The organism is Noviherbaspirillum galbum, assembly GCF_010974945.1.
Lineage (GTDB): Bacteria > Pseudomonadota > Gammaproteobacteria > Burkholderiales > Burkholderiaceae_D > Noviherbaspirillum > Noviherbaspirillum galbum.
The window spans coordinates 55,257-77,292 of the sequence record NZ_JAAIVB010000065.1 but is presented as its reverse complement, the minus strand read 5'-3'; the positions used below and the strand labels follow the sequence as shown (position 1 = coordinate 77,292).

Genomic DNA, 22,036 nt, shown 5'->3' with positions numbered 1-22,036 from the left:
GTGTCCAGGGAAAGATGTTTTTCTTCAAGGCCAAGGGTAACCCGGAATGCGCGGTGGTTGAACACCCGCGCCTTGATGCTTGTCGCATTGAGTAAGCGCAATGCCGGGACCGGAAAAGAAAAACCCTCCACGCGATCGACGCGTGGAGGGTTGCATGACGAAGGTCTGCCGGTCAGGTACGCGCCGGCAGCACGGTGCCCACGCATTCTCCCAGGCCGATCCGGCGCAGTCCCTCGCCCTGGCAATAGGCGCGCAGGCTGACGGTGTCGCCATCTTCGAGGAAGGTGCGCCGTTCGCCGTTGGCGAGCACCAGCGGCGTCTTGCCGCCCGAGCTCAGTTCGAGCAGGGATCCGCCCTGCCCGGCCTGCGGACCGGAAATCGTTCCCGATCCGAGCAGGTCGCCCGGCTGCAGGTTGCAGCCATTGACGGTGTGGTGCGCCACGAGTTGCGCGACCGTCCAGTAGGCATCGGTGAAGTTCGACGACATCAGCTTCTGCGGCCCCTGGCCGGCCTGCCGCATCGCGGGCGTCTGCAGCCAGACCTCGAGCACCATGTCGATGGCGCCGCATTCGCGGTTGAACGGCGAATCGAGATACGGCAGCGGCTGCGGGTCGCCCTCCGGCCGGCGGAAAGGCTTGCGGTAGGGCGCGAGCGCGTCAAGGGTGACGACCCACGGAGAGAGCGTGGTGGCGAAGCTCTTCGACAGGAAGGGGCCGAGCGGCTGGTATTCCCAGGCCTGCACGTCGCGGGCGCTCCAGTCGTTGAGCAGGGTCAGGCCGAAGATGTGATCCTCCGCCTGCTCCATGGCCACCGGCTCGCCGAGCGCATTGGAGGCGCAGACGAAGATGCCGAGTTCGAGCTCATAGTCGAGCCGCTTGCTCGGCTGCAGGCTGGGCGTTTCCTGGTCGGGCGCCTTGAGCTGGCCGCGCGGCCGGTGGAACTGCTGGCCGCTGATGCCGATGGAAGAGACGCGGCCGTGGTAGCCGATCGGCACCCACTTGTAGTTGGGCAGCAGCGGATTGTCCGGACGGAAGAGCTTGCCCACCGTGGTCGCATGATGGATGCCGGTGTAGAAGTCGGTGTAGTCGCCGATGCGGCAGGGCAGCCCGAGCTCGACGGCGGCTTGCGCATGCAGCGCGCCGCGCAGTTCGCCGGCGCGCTTGCTGCCGTCGCGCAGTGCCTCCGACAGCTCGGCGCGCAGGGCCCGGCGCTGCGCCGGCGTGGCCGCCATGAGCGATTCCATGCTCGCGCAGGGCTGGCCGCCGAGTGCGTCGAAGCGCGCCGCGGACAGGTCGAGGACCTGGTCGCCGATGGCCACGCCGACGCGCCATGCGCCGTCGCCCTGGAGGCGGAAGCGGCCATAAGGCAGGTTCTGGATCGGAAAATCGGTGGCCGGATCGTTGGCCGAGGCTACCCAGCTCGTCAATGCGGGATCATGCGTCTTGTCCATGCGGTCCTCTGTTCCTCAAGCCTTGGCGGCGGCAAGCTGTTTTTCGTGCAGGAAGGCGGCGTGCCGCGGCGCGCGCTTGGTCTTCGACCATTCCTCCAGCATGTCCCACTTCACCTCGTTGAGCTTGGCGAGCTGTGCCTCCTCTTCCGGGTCCGGGCAGGCCAGCTCGACGCGGTGGCCGCTCGGGTCGAAAAAATAGATGGAATGGAAGATGCCATGGTCGGTCACGCCAAGCACGTCCACGCCGTTCTTCTCGAGGTGCTCCTTGAATTCGAGCAGCTCGGCGCGGTCCTTGACCTTGAAGGCGATGTGCTGCACCCACTGCGGGGTATTCGGGTCGCGGCCCATCTCCGGCTGCTGCGGCAGCTCGAAGAAGGCCAGCACGTTGCCGTTGCCCGCGTCCATGAAGATGTGCATGTAGGGATCGAAGGCGCCGGTGGACGGCACATGGTCTTCGGCGATCGCCAGCACGAAATCCATGTTCAGCATTTTCTGGTACCAGAGCACGGTTTCCTTCGCGTCCTTGCAGCGGTAGGCGACGTGATGGATGCGGTCGAGTTTCATGGTCATGTCTCCGTTGTTGGCATCAGGCCGGCGTCAGCACGCCGCGCTGGATCTGGTCGCGCTCCAGCGATTCGAAGAGCGCCTTGAAGTTGCCTTCGCCGAAGCCCTCGTCGCCCTTGCGCTGGATGAATTCGAAGAACACCGGGCCGAATACCGGCGCGGAGAAGATTTGCAGCAGCAGGCGCTTGTCGCCATCCTGCGTGGACCCGTCGACCAGGATGCCGCGGGTCTTGAGCTGGTCGATGTTTTCACCGTGGCCGGGGAGGCGCTCGTCGAGCATCTCGTAATAGGTGTTCGGCGGGGCGGGAACGAAAGGCGAGCCGGCAAGCTTGAGCTCGTCCAGGGTAGCCTTGAGGTCGTCGGTGAGCAGCGCGATGTGCTGGATGCCTTCGCCGTTGAACTGCATGAGGAATTCCTCGATCTGGCCGCCGCCCTGCTTGGACTCCTCGTTCAGGGGGATGCGGATCATGTTGTCCGGCGCCGTCATGGCCTTGGAGGTCAGGCCGGTGTACTCGCCCTTGATGTCGAAGTAGCGGATCTCGCGGAAGTTGAACAGGTGCTCGTAGAACTTCGCCCAGAACGACATGCGACCGCGGTAGACGTTGTGGGTCAGGTGATCGATCACCTTCAGGCCGAAGCCCCGGGGATTGCGGTCCACGCCGGGCAGGAATTCGAAATCGATGTCGTAGATGGACTTGCCTTCGTCGAAGCGGTCGATGAGGTAGAGCGGCGCGCCGCCGATGCCCTTGATGGCGGGCAGGCGCAGTTCCATCGGACCGGTGGGAATCTCGACCGGCTGGGCGCCGAGTTCGAGCGCGCGGGCATAGGCCTTGTGGGAATCCTTCACGCGGAACGCCATGCCGCAGGCGCAGGGGCCGTGCTCGGCGGCGAAGTACGCGGCCTGGCTGTGGGGTTCGTTGTTGATGATGAAGTTGATGTTGCCCTGGCGGTAGAGCGCCACTTCCTTGGATCGGTGCATGGCCACTTTGGTGAAGCCCATCTTTTCGAACACCGGCTCGAGGACGTTCGGCGTCGGCGAGGCGAATTCCACGAATTCGAAGCCCATCAGGCCCATGGGATTGAAATCGATCTCGGACATGGCATGTTTCCTTGTTGAATGAGTGGCCCGCCGGGCGGGAATCTGCGGAGTCAATTCTTGTATGTTAGTGCATGCCGATCGCAAATACTGAGCGAATTTGGCTTGCTCTTCCTGACTTTACGCATAAAATGTGCATCAAAATACAAATCTGAGCACAACGATGTCATCCATCCAGGTAGACCGCTACGACCTCGAGATTCTCAATGCCCTGCAACGCGACGGACGCGCGACCAACGGGACCATCGGCGAGAAAATTCATCTTTCCACTTCGCAAGTCAGCCGGCGCATCCAGCGCCTGGAAGAGGCCCAGGTCATCGGCCAGTACGCCGCCCTGCTCAACGCGGAAATCGTCGGCCTCGGCGTTGAGGCGTTCACCTTCGTCACGCTCGGCCGCCACGGGGACCGCCATGGGGACAGCCACGCCGAGTCCTTCGAACGCGCGGTAACCGACATGCCGCAGGTGCTCGAATGCATCTCGGTTACCGGCGAGTCGGATTACATCGTGCGCGTCGTGGCGCCCGACCTCGCCACGTTTTCGGATTTCATGATGAAGAAACTGTTGCGCCTGCCGGGCGTGATCAACGTGAAGTCCACCATCACCCTCAAGAAGGTGAAAGGCACGCACGTCCTGCCGCTGGACCACATCACCCAGCCGGCGCAGACCGAGCGGCGGCTTGTGTTCAACCGGTGATTCCCTTCGGCCCGACCCGCGCTTGCTCACTTTCCCCCTTTACTTCCCGCCCTTGCCGAGCCACTTGCCGAACACGTCCTGGTATTCGCCGTTGTGCTCGATCAGGTTGAGCCATGCATCGACGAAGGCTTTCATCGGCACGTCGCCGCGCGGCAGCATGTAGGCCTTCTCCGCGTATTGCAGCGGCTTGTCGGGATTGACGGGACACAGTTCGGGATGCTGCTTCGCCTGCCAGCGGGTTTCGCTGGCGTCGGTCACCATGACGTCGGCTTCGCCGCGGACGATCTTTTCGAAGATTGTGACGTTATCGGGATGCACGGTCAGGGTGGCGCGCTTGTAGTTCGCGCGCGCGAAGCGTTCGTTGGTGCCGCCGGGGTTGACGATGGCACGCGTTCCCGGCTGGTCGATCGCCTCGAAGGAAGAAAACTTCTGTGCATCGGCGCAGCGCACGATGGGCGACTTGCCGTCCACCATGTGGGACTGCGAGAAGGCCGCTTTCTTTTGCCGTTCCAGGGTGATGGAAACGCCGCCCATGGCGATGTCGCATTTCTCGAGGAAGTCGTTCATCAGCGTCGGCCACGACGACTTCACGAACACCGCTTCCACGCCCAGCGCCTTGGCCAGGGAACGTGCCATGTCGATGTCCATGCCTTCGAAATTGTTGCTGCCGTCGGCAGCAAGGTAAGTGAACGGCTTGTAGTCCCCCGTGGTGCAGACACGCAGCTTGCCGCTCTTGATGACGTCGTCGAGGCGGGATGCCTCGGCATGGGCGGGCAAGGCCGGCAAGACGGCGGCCAGGGCGATGGCAAGGATCGTTTTGTTCATGTTGTCTCTCATCTTGTCGTTGTTGCCAGCCATTCTATCCTGTCGTCTTGCCGGACATGGTGTTCGCGCGGGGCGGGAGCCCGCGCCATGCCTGGTTTAACTGCGCCATTGCCGATAGTTCCAAAAAATCTTGAAACCTAGCTGTCCATGAGATCGCGCAAGCCGCCTTGCTTTTTTCCTGCAGGCAAGAATAATCCGCGTTACACTCGTTGCTTGTTGCCAAAAAGCAATTGAGGTGAGCCATGACGCTGTCCCTCCTGCCACAAGCAAACCGCCTCGCCCCGCCGGCCAAGATCCAGCGGGGCCTGCCATGTCTGGCTTGACGATGATCGACCGCGTGGAACGCGCCCTGTCGCGGCGCGGACTGGCGCTCGCCTTCGAGCCCGCGCTGGAGGCTCGCTTCGAGACCGATACATGCCGCCAGCGCGAGCGCATGCTTCTCATCAGCGGCGCGATCGCCATCGCCGTCTATGACGCCTTCCTGATCAACGACCTGGGCATCCGGCCCGAGATATTCGGCCTTTCCCTGCTGCTGCGCCTCGGCGTGATGACGCCCATCGGCCTGCTGGTGCTGGCCCTGCTCCACCGCGGCAACCTGCGACCGGCGTTTCGCGAATCGATGATGAGCGCCAGCGTGGTGATCTCGATGTGCCTGTCCAACGTCCTGTTCCTGCTGTCGACCTCGCCCGAAGCGATGTTCGACCCGTTTTCCTTCGGCCTCATCATCCTCGGCGGGAACATCGTGTTTTCGCTGCGCTTTCCGTTCGCCCTGGCGTCGACCTGCCTCAACCTCGTCCTGGTGGCGGTCTTCCTGTCGCTCTCGACCGAGATGCACGGCGTGTTGAAGGTGTTCGTGATGATGGTCGGCGCGTCGACCGGGCTGTTCACGCTGGCCGCCGGCTTCCGCCTGGAGGCAAGCGAGCGGCGCTCCTACCTGCTGATGCTGCGCGAGAAACTGAGGGCGGAGACGATGCAGGAGCACAACCAGATGCTGACGCTGATCTCGCACACCGATCCGCTGACCAAGCTGGGCAACCGCCGCCAGTTCGACAAGGCGATGGACAGGCTGCGCGCGGATACCGCCATGCACCACCTGCCGGTCGGCATGCTCATCATCGACATCGACAATTTCAAGGCCTTCAACGACCTGCACGGCCATCTCGAGGGAGATGCCTGCCTGTGCCGGGTGGGGGAAACGATCGAAGCGCAGGTCCGGCGCGGCATGGACGTGGTCGCCCGTCTCGGCGGCGAAGAATTCGCGGTCCTGATGCCGGAATGCGACCGGCGCAGCATCGAGCAGGCGGGCGAACGCATCCGCCTGAGCATCGAGACGCTCAGCATACGGCACGGCGGCACGCCGGGCAGCCCGGTGGTCACGGTGAGCCTCGGCATGGCGCTTGGCGTGCTGGGTGCCCCGGACTCCGGCCGCCTGCTCTACCAGCTTGCGGACAAGGCGCTCTACGATGCCAAGCGCGGCGGACGCAACCGCGCCGTCCTGGCCGACGCCAGCCCGGCTGCAGGGGATGCCGGGTCAGTACCGGCCGCGGCCGCCAGCAGCTTCCCGGCTTAGGCCGCGGGACCGCCTGCCGCGCGGGTCAGTCGCGGGCGGGGATCTGCAGGCCGCGCTGCACAGCCGGCCGGTTCACGAAACGCTCCAGCGCTTCGCCGACCCTCGGGAAGCTGCCGAATTCCACGAGCTCGCCCGCGCCATAGAATCCGACGAGGTTCCTCACCCAGGGAAAGGTCGCGATGTCGGCGATGGAATAGTCGTCGCCCATCAGCCACGGTCCATCGGCAAGCCGTGTTTCCAGCACGCCGAGCAGGCGTTTCGACTCGCTCGCGTAGCGGTCTCGCGGACGCTTGTCCTCGAAGTCCTTGCCGGCAAACTTGTGGAAGAAGCCGAGCTGGCCGAACATCGGGCCGATGCCGCCCATCTGGAACATCAGCCACTGGATGGCTTCGTAGCGCCGCGCCGGATCGGCGGGCAGGAAGCGGCCCGTCTTTTCAGCGAGGTAGATCAGGATCGCGCCCGACTCGAACAGGGCGAGCGGCTTGCCGCCGGGGCCGTCGGGATCGAGGATGGCGGGAATCTTGTTGTTGGGGTTCAGGGAGAGGAATTCCGGCGACATCTGGTCGTTGCGCTCGAAGCTGACCAGGTGTGGCTCGTAGAGCAGGCCGGTTTCCTCCAGCATGATGGACGCCTTCACGCCATTGGGCGTCGGCAGGGAGTACAGCTGCAGGCGGTCGGGATGTTGGGCCGGCCATTTGCGGGTGATGGGAAAGCCTGACAGATCGTGCATGCGTCTTCCTTCGCGGGGATCATGGACAATCCGTCAATATACCGGCGCGGCGGACTTTCCGCTTGCCGGCAAGCCGCGCATTACCAGGCGTCGGCGGCGATCTCGCCCAGGCCCTGGAAGGCGGGCCGGCAAAACAGGAAGCCCTGCATCAGCTCGACGCCGATCTCGCGAAGGTAGTCGCGTTCCTCGGGCGTTTCCACGCCTTCCGCGACGACCTGGGTGCCGATGAGCCGGCTGGTGAGCAGCACGCCCTTGACGATCGCCTGGCGCGGTGGACTGCGGTCGATGCCCCGGATCAGGTCCATGTCGAGCTTGAGGATGGATGGCTGGAAGTCGCTCAGCAGGCCCAGCCCGGAGTAGCCGGCGCCGAAATCGTCGATCGCCGTTTTGAAGCCAAGGTCGCTGTACTTGCGGAAGATGTTCAGCAGGTGCGCCTTGTCGAACACCTTCTCGCTTTCGGTCACTTCGAAGATGATCTTTTCATGCGGAAAGGAATGCTCCTTCGCCGCCTTCAGGGTGCTCTGTATGCAGGCTTCGGGGCGGTACACCGCGTTCGGCAGGAAATTGATGGAAAGGTAGCTCGTCATGCCGAGCCGGGCCGCGGTAGCCACCGCCTTCACCCGGCAAGCCTGGTCGAACTGGTAGCGGTTGCCGTCATTGACCCGCGAGAGCACGGTTTCGGCCGGTTCGCCCTGCGGTCCGCGGATCAGCGCCTCATGCGCGAACACGGTGCGCGTGCGCACGTTCACGATCGGCTGGAAGGCATATTCGAAGTCGAATTCAAGAGGATGATCGGTGCGGCATCCGGCGCATCCCGACCTGGCCGGAACGGGTCGGCTGCCCGGGGCGGCCGGATTCACCAGCGGTACGACTTTTTCCATCAGCATGGCGGCTCCCAGACCGGTCGGCATTGGCGTCCCTTGGGACGGATCAATAGTGTTTCCAAAATGTAACTAAGAATCTCGGAAGCGTCCAGCGACGATGCGCCGGAATCGTGCACCCTCCGCGGGTATTCACCCAAACCTTGCGACATCTCAATTATATTTTCAAAATGACAACGCTGCATGCAGCCCTCAACCGCTTTCCGGCACCGCGCAAAGCCACCCCCTGTCCAATATTGTGAATCTGGTATAACGTCCTTACGCTTGGAGGCGGGGGTACGGTCGTGCTTCCGCCTTGTCCATCCCTACCTGCCGAGGTTCCGCATGCCCTCCTGGTTGTTCGACCTGTCTGCCCGCAGCTCGTCCTTCATGCCCCATGGTCACTGTTACCTGTGGATCCCGAGCATCCTCTGGACCCACGTCATCTCGGATCTGCTGATCGGCACTGCCTACGTCGGCATCTCGTTCATCCTCTACATCCTGGTGCGGCGAATCCGCCTGCCCTTCAGCCCGGTATTCATCGCCTTCGGCCTCTTCATCGGCTTGTGCGGCATGACCCACTTCATGTCCGTCTGGACGGTGTGGAACCCGGACTACGTCCTCGATGGCCTGGTCAAGGCGGCGACGGCCGTCGCCTCGGTGGCCACCGCGATCGGCCTGGTGTTCGTCCGGCCGCAGGTGGAGGAAGTCGTCAACGCGGCGCGGCTGTCGGAAGAAAGGCGCATCCATCTCGAAAGCGCCCATGCCGAGCTGGAAGCCTTGTACGCGCGGGTCAAGGAACTCGACGAGGCGAAGTCGCGCTTCTTCGCCAATGTATCGCATGAGTTGCGCACGCCGCTGACGCTCATCCTCGGCCCCGCGGAACGCCTGCTTGACGACAACCGGCTCGACGACGAGCAGCGCAAGATGCTCACGAGCATCAGCCGCAACGGCAAGGCCCTGCTGAAACAGGTCAACGACCTGCTCGATGTCTCGAAGCTGGAGGCCGGACGCATGCAGACCCGCTTCCTGCGCTTCGACATGTCATCCTGGCTGGGCCGCCTGGCGTCGCAGTTCGAGGTGGCTGCCGGCGCGCGCAACCTCGATTTCCGGGTCGACCGTCCGGACACGCTGGTCGCGGAGGCGGACGCGGACCTGATGGAACGCGTCGTGAACAACCTGCTGTCGAATGCCTTCAAATTTGTGCCGGACGGCGGCGCCATCCGGCTATCCCTAGAAGCCGACGACCGGAGCGTGCGCTTGCTGGCCGAGGACAACGGCCCGGGCATCCCGACCGAAGACCAGGCGACGATCTTCGAGCGCTTCCGCCAGGTCGACGACAGCGCCACCCGGCACCATGGCGGCACCGGCCTGGGCCTGGCAATCGCGCGGGAAATCGTCGAGCTACATCATGGATCCATCCATGTCGAATCCCGCCCGGGACAGGGTGCGCGCTTCATCGTCGAGCTGCCGCGCCATGCGCCGTCCGGCAGCCCGGTGGAAGACCGCAGCCATGACGAGGTCGCGGTCGGCGAAACGCTGGCCCTGACCTCCCTGCCGGTCGCCACCGACGGCACCGCCAACTATCCAACGCCGATCATGGCGCCCGGGCAGCCGAAGGTGCTGGTGGTGGAAGACAACGCCGAGATGCGCGGCTTCATCGCCGCGACGCTCGAAGGCTGCAACGTCATCACCGCCGCCGACGGCCGCGAAGGCTTGCTGGAAGCCGCCGCCCTGCGGCCCGACCTGATCATCACCGACATCATGATGCCGCGCATGAGCGGCGACCAGCTCGTGCATGCCTTGCGCGCCGACAAGGATTTCGACGCGGTGCCCATCCTGCTGCTGAGCGCCCGTTCCGACGACGCGCAGCGCATCGATCTGCTGCGGGGCGGGGCGCAGGATTACCTCATCAAGCCCTTCGTCCCGCAGGAACTGGTGGCGCGGGCGCACAACCTGCTCGCCCACAAGCTGGTGGCGGATGCGCTGCGCGAAGAACTCGCCGGCACCTCGGGCGACCTGGTGCAGATGGCGCGCGAACTCGGCGTCCGCACCCGGCAGCTTCGGGTGGCCCTCGACACCGCCGAAGTCGCGCGCGAACAGGCCGAGCGTGCCAGCACCGTCAAGAGCAGCTTCCTCGGCATGATTTCCCATGAATTGCGCACGCCACTCACCACGATCCAGCTCAATGCCGGCCTGCTGGCCGAACCGGGGGGTGGCAAGGAAGGCGTTTCCGCGCGCCATCTGCATCGGGTGGAGCGCCTGTCCCGCGCCGCCAGCCAGATGTCCGCGCTGATCGAAGGCTTGCTGCAATATGTGCGGGCGTCAAGCGGGCAGCTGTCGGTACGCAGGGATACCATCGATCTCGTGCAACTGGTGCAGGAAGTCGTCGAAGATCATGCGGGCAGCGTGCCGGATAACGTCGAACTCGTCTTCGACCTGCCCGATGCCAGCCTGCCGCCACTCGAATGCGATCCGAGGCTGCTGCGGGTGATCGTCAGCAACCTGGTGTCGAACGCATTGAAGTTCACCCGCACCGGCGCGGTCATCGCGCGCGTCGGCGCCGGGAACCAGTGGCACACCATCGAAATCTTCGATACAGGGATAGGCATTCCTGCGGAAGACCTTCACCGCATTTTCCAGCCGTTCGAGCAGCTTGAACCCTTGCACCGGAAGAGCATCCCGGGCGTCGGCCTCGGCCTTACGCTGGTCAAGGAAATCCTTGACGCCATGGAAGGAAGCATCGCGGTCGAGTCGGATGCGGGACGGGGCAGCACCTTCCGCGTCAGGCTGCCCAGCCGGGCAAGCTCGCGGCGGCAGGAAGCGGCATGAATCCGGCGGCGAGGTCCGCCGGAGGGCCGGGGCGAGCCGTCCCGGAAAATTCGTAGCAACAGGGATTTTGTTGCGATAGGTCGAGATTAATAATGTTTGTATCAAGCATCATGCTTTGATTATGTTTACTCCCGGAATCACGGGAAACGACAACGACATGAAATGTAAAGCCATTCTGATCATCGAGGATGAGCCGGATTTGCGGGAAACGCTGAAGGACCTGCTTGAAATCAGCGGATTCAAGGTATTGACCGCCGCCAATGGAAGAGAAGGACTGGAGCGGATACAAAGCGCCGGCGAACCCTGCCTGATCCTGCTCGATCTCATGATGCCGGTGATGAATGGCTGGCAATTCCTCGAAGCGCTGCAGGATGAACGCTTCCTCGATTACCGCACCTCGATCGTGGTCGTTTCCGCGGCGGCCGATACTGCTGACGTCGACAAGAAATACGGATGCGTGCTGATGCGCAAGCCGGTCAACATCCACGAGCTCATCAACCTCGCGCACGAGCATTGCGATGCCGCCTGAGGCTTCGCCTTCCGCCACGGAATTGAACTGACGCCCGCCATGCGGCGCGCATGCCGCGGCGCGACAGGGTATGCTGGGCCTTTGACCTCACGAATCCCTGCATGGAACTCATCATCCGACGCGCCGTCCTCCCGGATGGCACCCGCACCGACATCGGCATCGACCAGGGACGCATCGCCGCACTCGCGCCGCGCCTTCCGGCGCAGGGCGCGGAAGAGATCGACGCCAACGGCCAGCTCGTCACCCCGCCCTTCGTGGATGCGCATTTCCACATGGACTCCACCCTTTCCTACGGACTGCCGCGCGTCAACCAGTCCGGCACGCTGCTGGAAGGCATCGCTCTCTGGGGCGAGCTCAAGCCGACGCTGGTGCAGGAAGCGATCATGGAGCGTGCCCTGGCATATTGCGACTGGGCGGTTGCCCGCGGACTGCTCGCCATCCGCAGCCACGTGGATGTCTGCGATGACCGCCTGCTGGCGGTCGGCGCCTTGCTGGAGGTGAAGCGCCGGGTCGCGCCCTATCTCGACCTGCAGCTCGTGGCCTTCCCGCAGGACGGCCTGCTGCGCAGCCCCGGCGCCTTCGACAACCTGAGGCGCGCCATGGCCATGGGCGTGGACGTGGTCGGCGGTATTCCTCACTTCGAACGCACCATGGCCGACGGCGCCGAGTCGGTCCGCCTGCTGTGCGAGTATGCGGCCGAACAGGGTTACCGCGTCGACATGCACTGCGACGAAAGCGACGACCCGATGTCGCGCCACATCGAAACCCTCGCATGCCAGGCGCAGCGGCTGGGCATGCAGGGCCGCGTCACGGGATCGCACCTGACGTCCATGCATTCCATGGACAACTACTACGTCAGCAAGCTGCTGCCCCTGATGAAGGAAGCCGGCGTGGCCGCGATTGCCAATCCGCTGATCAACATCACGCTCCAGGGCAGGCACGACACCTATCCGAAACGGCGCGGCATGACCCGCGTGCCGGAGCTCATGGCGGCGGGCATCGACGTCGCCTTCGGTCACGATTGCGTGATGGACCCGTGGTACGGCCTCGGCTCCGGCGACATGCTGGAAGTGGCGCACATGGGCCTGCATGTGGCGCAGATGACCGGCCAGCAGGGCATGCACGCGAGCTTCCTGGCCGTGACCGAAACGCCGGCGCGCATCCTCGGGCTGGAAGGCTACGGGATCGCCCTGGGCTGCCACGCCGACCTTGTCATCCTGGACGCATCGAGCACCGTGGAAGCGATTCGCCTGCGCGCAAGCCGGCGCCATGTGATCCGGCGCGGCAAGGTGATCGCCAGCTCGCCGGCGCAACAGGCGGAACTGCGCTTGCCGGGGCGGCCCGCCGTTACCGACTTCCGGCTAGCCGAGCATCACCGGGTGGTCAGAACGGGCGACGCCTCGTGAGTGTTTCCCAGTACATGCGCCAGTCTCCCATGAAGGAATAAAGCGGATGCTGGAATGTGGTCGGCTGGTTCTTTTCGAAGACGAGATGGCCGATCCAGGGAAAGCCGTAGCCCAGGACGAACGCCGCGGGAAGCAGCCATGTCTTGCCGGTCAATATCCACAGCGCCAGGCAGGCGATTTCCAGCGTGGTGCCGGTGAAATGAAGACGCCTGCACGTCGGATTGCGATGCTCCAGCAGGTAGGACTCATAGTATTGTGCAAACGTCATCGCGTCCCCGCTCGTCTTGCTGTTCATGCCATCGCCTCCCATGCGGAACATGCAGAATGTGTCCCATGGGAAGTTAGCACAAGTCATGCATGCGGTGAAGCCAATACTGCCGCCGTCCTGCTTCGCGGCTGGTCATGGCCGGAGCGGCGGCCGCGCGCCAGCTGGATGCGGAAGGTCGTTCCGACGCCAACCCTGCTTTCCACCTGGATGACGCCGTGGTGCAGCTCGACGATGCGATGCACGACATACAATCCAAGGCCGACGCCCTTGATGTTGGGCCGGCCGTGATTGGCGCGGAAATACTTTTCAAATATGTTGGGCAGGTCGCTTTCCTCGATGCCCATGCCACTATCCTTGACCTCGACCTCCACCAGGGTGTCGGTGAAGCTAGCTTCGACTTCCACCCGGTCGGCGTCGGGCGAATACTTGACGGCGTTTTCGATCAGGTTCGAGAAGGCGATCCGCATCATCTCCCGGTCCACCTTCATGACCGGCAGCGCGGACGGCGCGGACAGCGCAATCTGGTGCGTCGCGGACGATGCGCCGATGTCGCAGGCCACTTCGCGCAGCAGGGCCAGCACGTCGACCTTTTCCTTGTTGGGCATGAGGTCGGGCATCTGCAGGGTTTCCTCGGTCAGGAAGTTGTCCACCAGGCTCTGCACCCGCTGCTGCGCGCGCTGGATCTTTTCCAGGCGCTGCGCCACAGGGGCCGGCAAAGCCTCGAGATCGACGCGCGCCAGGTTCTTCACCGCGGTCTCCATGATCGCCAGCGGGTTGCGCAATTCATGCGACACCATGGCGACGAAGCGGCGCTGGGCGGCCGCCGAATCGAGTTCGGCCCTGGCACGGATCGCCAGCCGCTCGACTTCATAGCCGCGCGCCAGCCGCCGGATGCGCCAGCGATAGGCTAGGAAAGCCATGGCGCAGGCAAGAACCAGCAGCAGGACTATGAACCACCAGGTTTTCCAGATGGGCGGCCTGATGACGATTTGCAGTTCCGCGTTGCGCGCGCTCGGCACGCCATCCTTGGAACGCGCCTTCACGCGGAACACGTAGCTGCCGGGATCGAGGTTGGTGTAGGTGGCGGAGCGCTGGCGGGCATCGGCCTCGTGCCAGCTTTCGTCGAATCCCGCGAGCTGGTATTCGTAGCGCACGCGTGAGGGATCGGCGAAATCCATGGCGCCGAACTCGATGGAGATCATGGCGTGGTGATGATCGAGCACCGCCTGCCGCGCCGACTCCACCGGACCGTCGATGCGGAAGCCATGGTCGTTGCGAATATCGCGCGCCGACCGGTTCGACAGCAGGAGATCGGTGATCCGCACTTCCGGTGCCGCCGGATTGTCGCGCAGCCGGGCGGTATCGACCACGGTCACGCCCTGGTATCCGCCGAACACGAGACCGGTGCCGGCGGCGCGCGAAGCCGCACCGATGCTGTAGCCGCCATCGACCATGCCATCCGTAGCGCCGTAATGGCGGAAGCGCGTGCGGCCAGGATCGAGCCGCGTCAGGCCGGCATCGGTGCTGAACCACAGGGCGCCTTCCGCATCCTCGGTGATTGCGGCCACCGCGGCGCTCGCCAGTCCCTCGCGCAGCCCATGGCGTTCGAAGCCTAAGCTGCCGTCGGCCTGCCTGACCATCCGGTCCAATCCGTTCGCAGTGCCGACCCAGAGGTCGCCGCGCCGGTCCTCGTGCAAGCTGGTCACGACGTCGTCGCTGATGCTGAACCCGCCTGCCCCGTCGGCGCCGACATGCCTGAATACCCCGCCGCCGTCGCCGGGTCCCTCGTAGCGGTTCAGGCCGCCGCCGCTGGACCCGATCCAGAGCCGGCCTTCATGATCGACCAGCAAGGCGTTCACGCCCCGCCCGTTGCGCAGGCTGTCCGGCCGGCCGGGTTCGTGCGTGAAGCGGTTCAGTACGCGTCCACCCGGTTCGACGCGGAACAGGTCGCCGGATGCCGCGATCCACAGCTTGCCCTCATGGTCGCGCGCGATCGCCCGGATGAACATGGGCCCGGATGCCATGCCGCTGAAGCGGACCCGGGTGACTTTGCGTGTCGCGGGATCGAAGCGGCTCAGCCCGCGGTCGGTGCCGATCCAGATGGTGCCGGACGCATCCTGGTACAGCGATTCCACGTCGTCGCTGCCGATGCCATCGGCGCCCCACGCATTGTGCCGGACCACGCCGACCTCGCCGGTGGCCCGGTCCACCACGTTCAGGCCGCCCTTGAGCGTGCCGACGTAGATCTTGCCGCCCTGCCCGGCCAGTACCGCGTTGACGCTGTTGTCGCTCAAGGCTTGCGGCTCGGCGGTGCGCCGCACGATGCGGTCGAAGGCCGCGTTCCACAGGTTGAGCTGGTTCAGGCCGGCATTCCAGGTGCCGATCCAGAGTACGCCGGACCGGTCTTGCAGCAAGGTGGTGACGAGATCGCTCGACAGGCTGTGCGCATCCGCCGGATCATGGCGATAGCGGCCGAACCGCCCCGTCCGGGCGTCCAAGCGGAACAGTCCCTGGTCGAGGTCGGCGAACCACACCGTGCCGGCATCGTCGCGCACGATGGCGCGCACCCGGCCGCGCGGGCCGCCCTCCGCCGTGCCGAAGCGCTGCCGCTTCCGGTATCCGTTCGTCCAGTGCTCGATGCCGCCTTCGGTGCCTATCCATAGTTCCCCGCTGGCGCCGGGCAGCAGGGCGCGCACCTGGTCCTGGGGACGGGGCAGCATTCCGGTTACGCCAGGCATGAAGCGCTCGACACTCTTGCCGTCTGGCCGCAGCATGTCGAGGCCGTTCTCGGTGCCGATCCAGACCTGTCCGTCCGCATCCCGGGCAAGCACATGCACGCGAGCATGGCTGAGGCTGTGCTCATCGCCGTCCACCGGCCGGAGGAAGGTTGGCACGCTTCCTTCGCCGGCGACATGCGCCAAGCCGTTGATGGTGCCGGCCCAGATTCCGCCCTTGCCGTCCGCGACGATGGCACGGGTATCTTCCGGCAGTATCGTGATGAACTTGCCATCCCGCGCGCTGAAGCGCTGCAGGCCGCCGCGCGTACCAACCCAGAGCCGGTTGCCCTCGTCGACGTGCAGGGCATACACCATGTCGTCGGCGAGGCTTGCCTTGTCCGCGGGATCATGGCGGTAGCTTAGAAGGCGATTGCCGTCGTAGCGGTTCAGCCCGCCCTGGGTCGCGACCCACAGGAACCCAAGCCGGTCCTGGGCGACGGCGAGCACGGTGTTGTGCGACAGTCCCTGGCTGGCGGCGATGCGCTCGAAGCGCGGATTGCGGGCGGAAGCGGCGAGGCCGGCCGCGTGGCATGCGACCGTGGCCAGCGCCAAAGTCAGCGTGAGTGCCAGCGCCAGCATGACGCCGCGCAGCGACGCGCAGCCGGCGAGGCATGCATGCCAGCCAGGCGCCTGCCGCCCGCGCGCCGGCAAGCATTGCGCTTCGCTGGCATGGCTTTCCATGTGTAGGGTATGAATGGTGAAATTGATATTAAAAGAGTGAACGTTCGCCCTTGATTTGGCATTTAGCTCTAGCGCCCGGCATCGAGGAGGAAGGTGCACCGCCAGGCGCCGCAGGCATAGCTTGTATTGACGCCCATATCCCGGCACCGGGCCACGAACATTAAGGCCAACGCACCCGAGCTAATAAAGTTCCGGAAAGCAGCCTCCGGGTCGAATGCCTGCAATGCGCGGAATGTTTGCGTCACCATGCATGGATGCCCCGATGTGCCGGCCTGGCCCAGGGCGGACAGGTCGCCGATTCCCGGAGCGCGAGGACATTCGCCTTACTCAATTTGCCCAAGAATGAAAGACATGCTGATTGCCATATTCAACGACCCCAAGTCCGCCGCCGTCGCCTGGCCGGATGTCGAGTCGCTCCTGATCGGATTGGGAGCGCGCCGCGTGGAGGGCCGCAAGGGCCGCGTCGCTTTCCTGCTCAACGACAAGCGGGCCGATTTCAAGCGTCCTCCCCAGGGAGGCAAGGCTCCCTACAACCATCTGCGCTTCGTGCGCGAGTTCCTCATCGCCGCGGGGATCGCGCCATGAACAAGCCCTTCACCTACCGCGGCTATGCCGCCACCGTCGACTATGACAACGTCGACAAGCTCTTCGTCGGCCGCATCGCCGGCATCGACGATATCGTGGTGTTCTACGGCGCGACGACGGAAGAGCGCGTCGATGCCTTCGAGGAAGCGGTGGATGAATACATCGCGATGTCCCGCAAGCTGACGCGCTCGGCGCAGCGCGTCAGTGTTCGCGGACTTGGCCGCCCCAAGGCGCGCCTGCTCGACTGATCTTCGTTTCGCCGGGCTGCCGCCCGGCGTCCATTCCCTCCCTGCCCGATCCCCTCTCAATCCATCGGTTCCTCGAGCTCGTCCGAGAACAGCGAGGAACATGGACCGGCATCGGCTGACTTGCTGGCACGAATGAGAGGGGCTTCGCGGGCGAGCACCGACAAGGCATAGTCCTCGGTGTTGCGGCGGATGGCCTGCCGCAGGCAGTAACCCTGCTTGTAGACGTTGAGCAGCGTGATGCGGGATCGCGTCAAGGCCTCGAGCTTCGACCTGAGCTGGAAGATGGCGACGCGGATGTTGTTGGGCGAGGTGGACTTGCCCGCTGCCTGGAACAGCATCACCAGGTCCTTGAACGGAATCACCGTGCCCATCTTGCGCAGGAAGGCTTCGGCCAGCGTGTATTCGGTGGGTGTCAGGCGCAGCGACTGGTCGTTGTAACCGATCGACCGCGTCTCGGGAATCAGGGTCACCGCACCGAAGCGCACCAACCCCTTGAGGATGCGCTTGCGCAGGAACGCCGACAGGATACGGCGCGACAAGTCTTCCACTGGCACGGGCCAGAACACCCAGTCGGAAATGAACTCCGGGAAGTCGAGGGTGTCGCCGATGGATTCATGCGACTGGAAGACGAAGATGACCGGCGCGAGCGTGCAGGAAAGCTCGGAATTGCGCCGCAGGAAGGACACCAGTTCCTCCTCCAATGTCTGGATCTTGCTGATCATCGCGGTGTTGCGCGCCTCGATCAGCAGCGCGGAGGGCACGTCCTCGCAGCACAGGAGGTCGCTCACGGTCAGGTCGGTGGTGGTGTAGGTGAGCTTCCATTCGAGCTCGTCGCGCCTGAATTTCCTTGGAAAGGCGGAGTCCTCTTTCTTGCTCTCTTCGAACAGGCGGCGGAACAATTGTTTTCCTATGATTTTCAGGTTGATATGCACTTTCTCTCCCTCGGGCTTGTCGTAGCCCGTAAGAGTCTGCACTCGGGCAACTTCCAGCAACCTGTATTAAAGTTGTTAATTAAATAACTTTCGTGGCAAGAAAAACTCTCGGTTAAGCCAGCCCAGCCGGCATGGACGCTTCCGTCCGTGCGTCGGCGAGACCGGCCGTTACCGGCTTCGTCTCGACGGCATCGCCGAGGAGAGGCAGCAACCGCGCCAGCGCCGCGAACTTTTCGTCGCTCGCGGCGCCGATGCCCGCCGCCAGTTCCGGATGGCGACAATCGATCACCTTCGATTGCAGGTCGAGCCGGACTGCTCCGCCGGCGTCCCGCGCCGGCACCAGCCGCTGGCAGATCACGCCCGCCAGGGATGCGGCCAGCAGCTTGCGCTGGACCGGCGCGGGCAGCGCGTCTCGCATCCTGCCGATGCCCGCCAGCGGATCCTGCGCGCGCACTGAGGCCAGCACCAGCAGGCCCGACGCGGCGGCGTGCAAGGCCTCCCGCATCGCCTCCTCCGTTTCCAGTTCGCCGATCAGCATCGCGTCCGGCATGCAGCGCTGGGCTTGCCGTATGCCTTCCGCGATGCTGTCCACGTCGGTCCCCACCTCGCGATGGCTGACCATGCCGGCATGGCGCGGATGCAGGAATTCGACCGGCTGTTCAAGGGTCAGGACATGGATGCGGCGCCGCGCGACCAGCGCGGACAGCATCGCCGCGAGTGTGGTGCTCTTTCCGGCGGCGGCGGGACCGGTGACCAGCAACAGTCCTCGCGAGGTCGCGGCCAGCAGGTGCCCGGCCGACGCCGGCAGGCCCAGCGCCTCCAGCGATGACGGGACGGTCCGCACGGGACGCAGTACAACGCCGAACGCCGCTCCCATGCGCTGGCGCTGCACCGTGCAGCGCAGGCGATGCGATACCCAGCGGCCGTCGATGAGTTCGGAGAGCACGGCGGCACGGCGGACGGTGCCCTGCCGGGCGAGTTCCGCCACCCAGCGGGGCTGGCTGCCGCCCTGCCCCGGATGATGATCGCCGTCGCGCAGGAGGCCATGCAGGAAGCGCTCGATCTGGTCGTGCCCGGGAATGCACGGCACGCCGCCGTGTTCGGCCGCGACCCAGCAGCCGGGCGCCTGCCGCAGCATGACCGGCATGCCGGACTCGAGGAAGATGTCGGTGAAGCCGCCGGGTCCGTCCAGCAGTTCGACGAGGAACCGCGTCAGCGAGGCGCATTGGCCTGGATTTGCGGCGGAGGATGTGCCGTGCGCGCCGTCGCACTCGCGGATCTGATGCATGCTCGATAACAAAATCTGCTTTGTGCGGGGACGCAGGCGGCAGGTTCCATGCCGTGGCGCAGGGCAGCAAGCGGAGCCGGGGAAGGGTACGCGCAGATTTATTTGACAAGCGGAAACGTCACTTGGTATATCTTGGCTTTGCGCCGCGACATACGCCGAAGTCTTCCATCATGAACGGAAACCCCAGCCAGCACGGATCGAACCAGGAGCGCGCCACCGTGCGCCGGCTTGCCGACGAAGCCAAGATGATCGTCTGGGAAGCGACGCTGGAAGGCTACTGCACCTACCTCGATCCCTCCTCCAGGCAAGTGATTGCTGCGGCGGGTCGGGTACAGACCGCCGACTGGATCCGCTTCATCCATCCGGAAGACCTGCCAGGGGCGGCGGCGGAAGTGCGCGGCGCGCGCGCGGCGCAGCGCGAATACAAGGTCGAATACCGCATCCTGCGCAGCGACGGCAGCACCCGCTGGGTGATGGGCACCGGCGCGCCGCGCTTCGATGCGGAAGGCGCGCTGTGCGGCTATTTCGGCAGCATCGTCGACATCACCGAACACCATGAAGCCCAGGCGCTGCTCCAGCGCAGCGAAGCCGAGCACCGGCTCCTGACGGAACACGCGCGCGACCTGATCTCGCACAGCGATGCCAGCGACGTGTACGTGTACGCCTCGCCATCGCACCGAGACATCCTCGGATACGAGCCGGCGGAGCTGATCGGCACGCATCTCTACCGCTACATCCATCCCGACGACCTTGGCCCGCCGCCCGCCGGACAAGAAGACGAGCGCAGCCAGGCGAACGGTGCCGCGACTAGGCAGCGCGGTCTGGTGAAGATCCGGTTCCGGCACAAGGCGGGGCACTGGGTCTGGCTGAGCGCCAGCACGCGGACCGTGCGCGACCGCGACACCGGCGCCAAGATCGGCATCGTTTCCGTCGCCCGCGACATCACCGCCCAGCTCGATGCCGAGCGCGAACTCGCTCGGCGCGAAGAACGTTTCCGCAGCCTGACCTCGCTTTCCTCCGACTGGTACTGGGAGACCGGCCTCGACCAGCGGTTCAGCTTCCTGTCGGAAGGCATCTACAAGCGCCTGAACATCGATCCGGAAAGCCTGCTGGGAACGCGTTTCGAAGCCAGCGTGGCCGACCTCAACAGCCCCGGCTTCCAGGATTGCATGGCGGCCACGGCGCGCCGGGAGCCGTTCAGGGACGTGGTCTATCCCGTCACCTCGCCGGACTATCCCGGCGTGATCCGCTTCATCCGCGTCTCGGGCGAACCGATCTTCGAGCAGGGCGAATTCCGCGGCTACCGCGGCGTCAGCCGGGACGTCACGCGCGAGGTCCGCACCGCCAAGGCGCTCGAACGCCTGGCGACCAGCGACGTCCTGACCGAGCTGCCGAACCGGGCGCTGCTGCAGACCTGCCTCGAGCAGCGGCTCTCCGGCGCGCGAGAAGGCAGCGTGCAGGCCGTGTTCTTCATCGACCTCGACGATTTCAAGGAAGTCAACGATTCGCTCGGGCATGGCGCGGGCGACCAGCTGCTCAAGGAAATCGCGCGCCGCCTCGTGATGTGCCTGCGTCCCGACGACATGGTGGCGCGGCTGGGCGGCGACGAATTCGTCGTGCTCGCCGAATGCAGCGAAGGCGCCGACGCGGCGCGGCATATCGCGGAACGCGTCGTGGGCATCCTCGATGCCCCGGCGATCATCGAGGGACATGAAGTCAAGGCAAGCGCTTCCATCGGCATCAGCATGGCGCCGATGGACGGCGTGACCAGCGACGTTCTGCTGCAGAACGCGGACATCGCGCTCTACCGCGCCAAGGCCGCGGGCGGCGGAAGCTTCCGCTTCTACACGCCCGACATGGGCGAGGCATCGCGCGCGCGCATGGCCATGCAGTCGGCGCTGCGGCATGCGCTCGAACGCGGCGAGTTCGAGGTGTATTACCAGCCGCGCGTGGATCTGCGGACCATGGAAACGACCGGCATGGAGGCCTTGCTGCGCTGGCACCACCCCGTGCTCGGCGAGGTGCCGCCGGCCCAATTCATTCCGCTCGCCGAAGAGATCGGCATGATCGACGCCATCGGGCACTGGGTATTGCAGCAGGCGGCCGTCCAAGCCCAGGCCTGGTGCGTGCGGTTCGGCCGGGCGGTGAAGATGTCGGTCAACCTGTCCGCGCGCCAGCTGCGCAGCCGCCGCCTCATGCAATCCGTCAGGCAGGCCTTGCAGGCAAGCGGCCTGCCGCCGCAGCAACTGGAACTCGAGCTCACAGAGACCGCGCTGATGGACGACCCGGCGATGGCCGCGACCTTGCTGACGGAACTCAAGTCGCTCGGCATCCGCCTGTCGGTCGACGACTTCGGCACCGGCTATTCGTCGCTTGCCTATCTTTGCCGCTTCCCGCTCGACAGCCTCAAGCTCGATCGCTCATTCCTGCAGATCCATCCCGGCGACGTCAGCCCATGGCGCCTTGCCGAAGCCATCATCAACCTCGCGCATACCTTGAAGCTGTCGGTGGTTGCAGAAGGCGTGGAGACCACCGAACACCTGCACTTCCTGCGCAGTACCTCCTGCGACGAAATCCAGGGTTCGTGCGTCAGCGACCCGGTGCCGGCCGCGCAATTCGAAGCCTTCATGGAAGCCGGCATCGCGCAATCCGCCCTGTCCTTGTGACGCCGTTCGCAGGCGCCGTCCGTGCCGCGGCATTA

The 22,036-nt window shown here is 64.9% G+C and carries 18 protein-coding genes; 8 read left to right on the top strand and 10 right to left on the bottom strand.

Features of this window, described 5'->3' with window-relative positions; translation table 11 throughout:
- Positions 1-172: 172 nt before the first annotated feature.
- From fahA to hppD, 3 genes are read right to left on the bottom strand one after another with little or no spacing between them, the layout of a single operon-like run.
- Positions 173-1,450, bottom strand: a complete 1,278-nt coding sequence (fahA, locus tag G3574_RS18510) for a fumarylacetoacetase (RefSeq protein ID WP_163966447.1) — start codon at positions 1,448-1,450, stop codon at positions 173-175.
- A 15-nt stretch (positions 1,451-1,465) separates the two neighbouring features.
- On the bottom strand, positions 1,466-2,014 hold the full coding sequence (locus tag G3574_RS18505; RefSeq protein ID WP_163966445.1) for a VOC family protein: 549 nt from the start codon (positions 2,012-2,014) through the stop codon (positions 1,466-1,468).
- Between the two features lie 22 nt (positions 2,015-2,036).
- Positions 2,037-3,113: a 4-hydroxyphenylpyruvate dioxygenase gene (hppD, locus tag G3574_RS18500; RefSeq protein ID WP_163966442.1), complete on the bottom strand. Its 1,077-nt coding sequence runs from the start codon at positions 3,111-3,113 to the stop codon at positions 2,037-2,039.
- A 160-nt stretch (positions 3,114-3,273) separates the two neighbouring features.
- Between hppD and G3574_RS18495 the strand changes: the two genes are divergently transcribed.
- Complete coding sequence (locus G3574_RS18495) at positions 3,274-3,804, top strand: Lrp/AsnC family transcriptional regulator (RefSeq protein ID WP_163966440.1); 531 nt, start codon at positions 3,274-3,276, stop codon at positions 3,802-3,804.
- A gap of 39 nt (positions 3,805-3,843) precedes the next feature.
- On the opposite strand, the gene G3574_RS18490 is transcribed toward G3574_RS18495, so the two are convergent.
- On the bottom strand, positions 3,844-4,629 hold the full coding sequence (locus G3574_RS18490) for a transporter substrate-binding domain-containing protein (RefSeq protein WP_163966436.1): 786 nt from the start codon (positions 4,627-4,629) through the stop codon (positions 3,844-3,846).
- 310 nt (positions 4,630-4,939) lie between these two features.
- Here G3574_RS18490 and G3574_RS18485 point away from each other — a divergent pair, with 310 nt between their 5' ends.
- The gene (locus G3574_RS18485; protein ID WP_163966434.1) at positions 4,940-6,199 is read left to right on the top strand and encodes a GGDEF domain-containing protein; all 1,260 of its coding nucleotides are present in this window, start codon (positions 4,940-4,942) and stop codon (positions 6,197-6,199) included.
- A 25-nt stretch (positions 6,200-6,224) separates the two neighbouring features.
- Here the strand turns inward: G3574_RS18485 and G3574_RS18480 are convergent, their stop codons facing one another.
- Both G3574_RS18480 and G3574_RS18475 read right to left on the bottom strand, forming a co-directional pair.
- Positions 6,225-6,929 carry a glutathione S-transferase C-terminal domain-containing protein gene (locus G3574_RS18480; protein ID WP_163966431.1) on the bottom strand — a complete coding sequence of 235 codons (705 nt, stop codon included), beginning with the start codon at positions 6,927-6,929 and terminating at the stop codon, positions 6,225-6,227.
- Between the two features lie 80 nt (positions 6,930-7,009).
- Positions 7,010-7,816, bottom strand: a complete 807-nt coding sequence (locus tag G3574_RS18475) for an EAL domain-containing protein (protein ID WP_235953509.1) — start codon at positions 7,814-7,816, stop codon at positions 7,010-7,012.
- A 318-nt stretch (positions 7,817-8,134) separates the two neighbouring features.
- Between G3574_RS18475 and G3574_RS18470 the strand changes: the two genes are divergently transcribed.
- From G3574_RS18470 to G3574_RS18460, 3 genes are all read left to right on the top strand, one after another.
- Positions 8,135-10,621 carry an ATP-binding protein gene (locus G3574_RS18470; RefSeq protein ID WP_163966427.1) on the top strand — a complete coding sequence of 829 codons (2,487 nt, stop codon included), beginning with the start codon at positions 8,135-8,137 and terminating at the stop codon, positions 10,619-10,621.
- A 157-nt stretch (positions 10,622-10,778) separates the two neighbouring features.
- Positions 10,779-11,150: a response regulator gene (locus tag G3574_RS18465; protein ID WP_163966424.1), complete on the top strand. Its 372-nt coding sequence runs from the start codon at positions 10,779-10,781 to the stop codon at positions 11,148-11,150.
- A gap of 101 nt (positions 11,151-11,251) precedes the next feature.
- Positions 11,252-12,556: an amidohydrolase family protein gene (locus G3574_RS18460; protein ID WP_163966421.1), complete on the top strand. Its 1,305-nt coding sequence runs from the start codon at positions 11,252-11,254 to the stop codon at positions 12,554-12,556.
- Here the strand turns inward: G3574_RS18460 and G3574_RS18455 are convergent.
- Both G3574_RS18455 and G3574_RS18450 read right to left on the bottom strand, forming a co-directional pair.
- Complete coding sequence (locus tag G3574_RS18455; RefSeq protein WP_163966418.1) at positions 12,534-12,851, bottom strand: Mpo1-like protein; 318 nt, start codon at positions 12,849-12,851, stop codon at positions 12,534-12,536. The two genes, G3574_RS18460 and G3574_RS18455, sit on opposite strands and share 23 nt — an antisense overlap.
- A 56-nt stretch (positions 12,852-12,907) precedes the next feature.
- Positions 12,908-16,282, bottom strand: a complete 3,375-nt coding sequence (locus tag G3574_RS18450; RefSeq protein WP_163966415.1) for a sensor histidine kinase — start codon at positions 16,280-16,282, stop codon at positions 12,908-12,910.
- Positions 16,283-16,633: 351 nt separating this feature from the next.
- Between G3574_RS18450 and G3574_RS18445 the strand changes: the two genes are divergently transcribed.
- Both G3574_RS18445 and G3574_RS18440 read left to right on the top strand, forming a co-directional pair.
- Positions 16,634-16,867: a hexulose-6-phosphate isomerase gene (locus G3574_RS18445; protein ID WP_163966412.1), complete on the top strand. Its 234-nt coding sequence runs from the start codon at positions 16,634-16,636 to the stop codon at positions 16,865-16,867.
- Positions 16,864-17,115, top strand: coding sequence for a type II toxin-antitoxin system HicB family antitoxin (locus G3574_RS18440; RefSeq protein ID WP_163966409.1), 252 nt, complete (start codon positions 16,864-16,866; stop codon positions 17,113-17,115). Before G3574_RS18445 ends, G3574_RS18440 begins: the two co-directional genes overlap by 4 nt.
- Before the next feature lie 56 nt (positions 17,116-17,171).
- Here G3574_RS18440 and G3574_RS28700 read toward each other — a convergent pair whose 3' ends face one another.
- Entirely contained in the window at positions 17,172-18,089 is a 918-nt protein-coding gene (locus G3574_RS28700) for a winged helix-turn-helix domain-containing protein (protein ID WP_163966407.1), read from the bottom strand.
- 70 nt (positions 18,090-18,159) lie between these two features.
- Positions 18,160-19,335, bottom strand: coding sequence for an ATPase, T2SS/T4P/T4SS family (locus G3574_RS18430; RefSeq protein WP_163966404.1), 1,176 nt, complete (start codon positions 19,333-19,335; stop codon positions 18,160-18,162).
- Between the two features lie 170 nt (positions 19,336-19,505).
- Here G3574_RS18430 and G3574_RS18425 point away from each other — a divergent pair, with 170 nt between their 5' ends.
- A complete protein-coding gene (locus G3574_RS18425) occupies positions 19,506-22,001 on the top strand; it encodes a sensor domain-containing protein (protein WP_163966401.1) in 2,496 nt (831 codons plus the stop codon).
- Positions 22,002-22,036 lie beyond the last annotated feature (35 nt).

What these genes read in the sequence shown, in the direction of transcription:
- fahA (WP_163966447.1), bottom strand. Translation starts at nt 1,450, where the DNA reads ATGGACAAGACGCATGATCCCGCATTGACGAGCTGGGTAGCCTCGGCC.
- G3574_RS18505 (WP_163966445.1), bottom strand. Translation starts at nt 2,014, where the DNA reads ATGAAACTCGACCGCATCCATCACGTCGCCTACCGCTGCAAGGACGCG.
- hppD (WP_163966442.1), bottom strand. Translation starts at nt 3,113, where the DNA reads ATGTCCGAGATCGATTTCAATCCCATGGGCCTGATGGGCTTCGAATTC.
- G3574_RS18495 (WP_163966440.1), top strand. Translation starts at nt 3,274, where the DNA reads ATGTCATCCATCCAGGTAGACCGCTACGACCTCGAGATTCTCAATGCC.
- G3574_RS18490 (WP_163966436.1), bottom strand. Translation starts at nt 4,629, where the DNA reads ATGAACAAAACGATCCTTGCCATCGCCCTGGCCGCCGTCTTGCCGGCC.
- G3574_RS18485 (WP_163966434.1), top strand. Translation starts at nt 4,940, where the DNA reads ATGTCTGGCTTGACGATGATCGACCGCGTGGAACGCGCCCTGTCGCGG.
- G3574_RS18480 (WP_163966431.1), bottom strand. Translation starts at nt 6,929, where the DNA reads ATGCACGATCTGTCAGGCTTTCCCATCACCCGCAAATGGCCGGCCCAA.
- G3574_RS18475 (WP_235953509.1), bottom strand. Translation starts at nt 7,816, where the DNA reads ATGCTGATGGAAAAAGTCGTACCGCTGGTGAATCCGGCCGCCCCGGGC.
- G3574_RS18470 (WP_163966427.1), top strand. Translation starts at nt 8,135, where the DNA reads ATGCCCTCCTGGTTGTTCGACCTGTCTGCCCGCAGCTCGTCCTTCATG.
- G3574_RS18465 (WP_163966424.1), top strand. Translation starts at nt 10,779, where the DNA reads ATGAAATGTAAAGCCATTCTGATCATCGAGGATGAGCCGGATTTGCGG.
- G3574_RS18460 (WP_163966421.1), top strand. Translation starts at nt 11,252, where the DNA reads ATGGAACTCATCATCCGACGCGCCGTCCTCCCGGATGGCACCCGCACC.
- G3574_RS18455 (WP_163966418.1), bottom strand. Translation starts at nt 12,851, where the DNA reads ATGAACAGCAAGACGAGCGGGGACGCGATGACGTTTGCACAATACTAT.
- G3574_RS18450 (WP_163966415.1), bottom strand. Translation starts at nt 16,282, where the DNA reads ATGGAAAGCCATGCCAGCGAAGCGCAATGCTTGCCGGCGCGCGGGCGG.
- G3574_RS18445 (WP_163966412.1), top strand. Translation starts at nt 16,634, where the DNA reads ATGCTGATTGCCATATTCAACGACCCCAAGTCCGCCGCCGTCGCCTGG.
- G3574_RS18440 (WP_163966409.1), top strand. Translation starts at nt 16,864, where the DNA reads ATGAACAAGCCCTTCACCTACCGCGGCTATGCCGCCACCGTCGACTAT.
- G3574_RS18430 (WP_163966404.1), bottom strand. Translation starts at nt 19,335, where the DNA reads ATGCATCAGATCCGCGAGTGCGACGGCGCGCACGGCACATCCTCCGCC.
- G3574_RS18425 (WP_163966401.1), top strand. Translation starts at nt 19,506, where the DNA reads ATGAACGGAAACCCCAGCCAGCACGGATCGAACCAGGAGCGCGCCACC.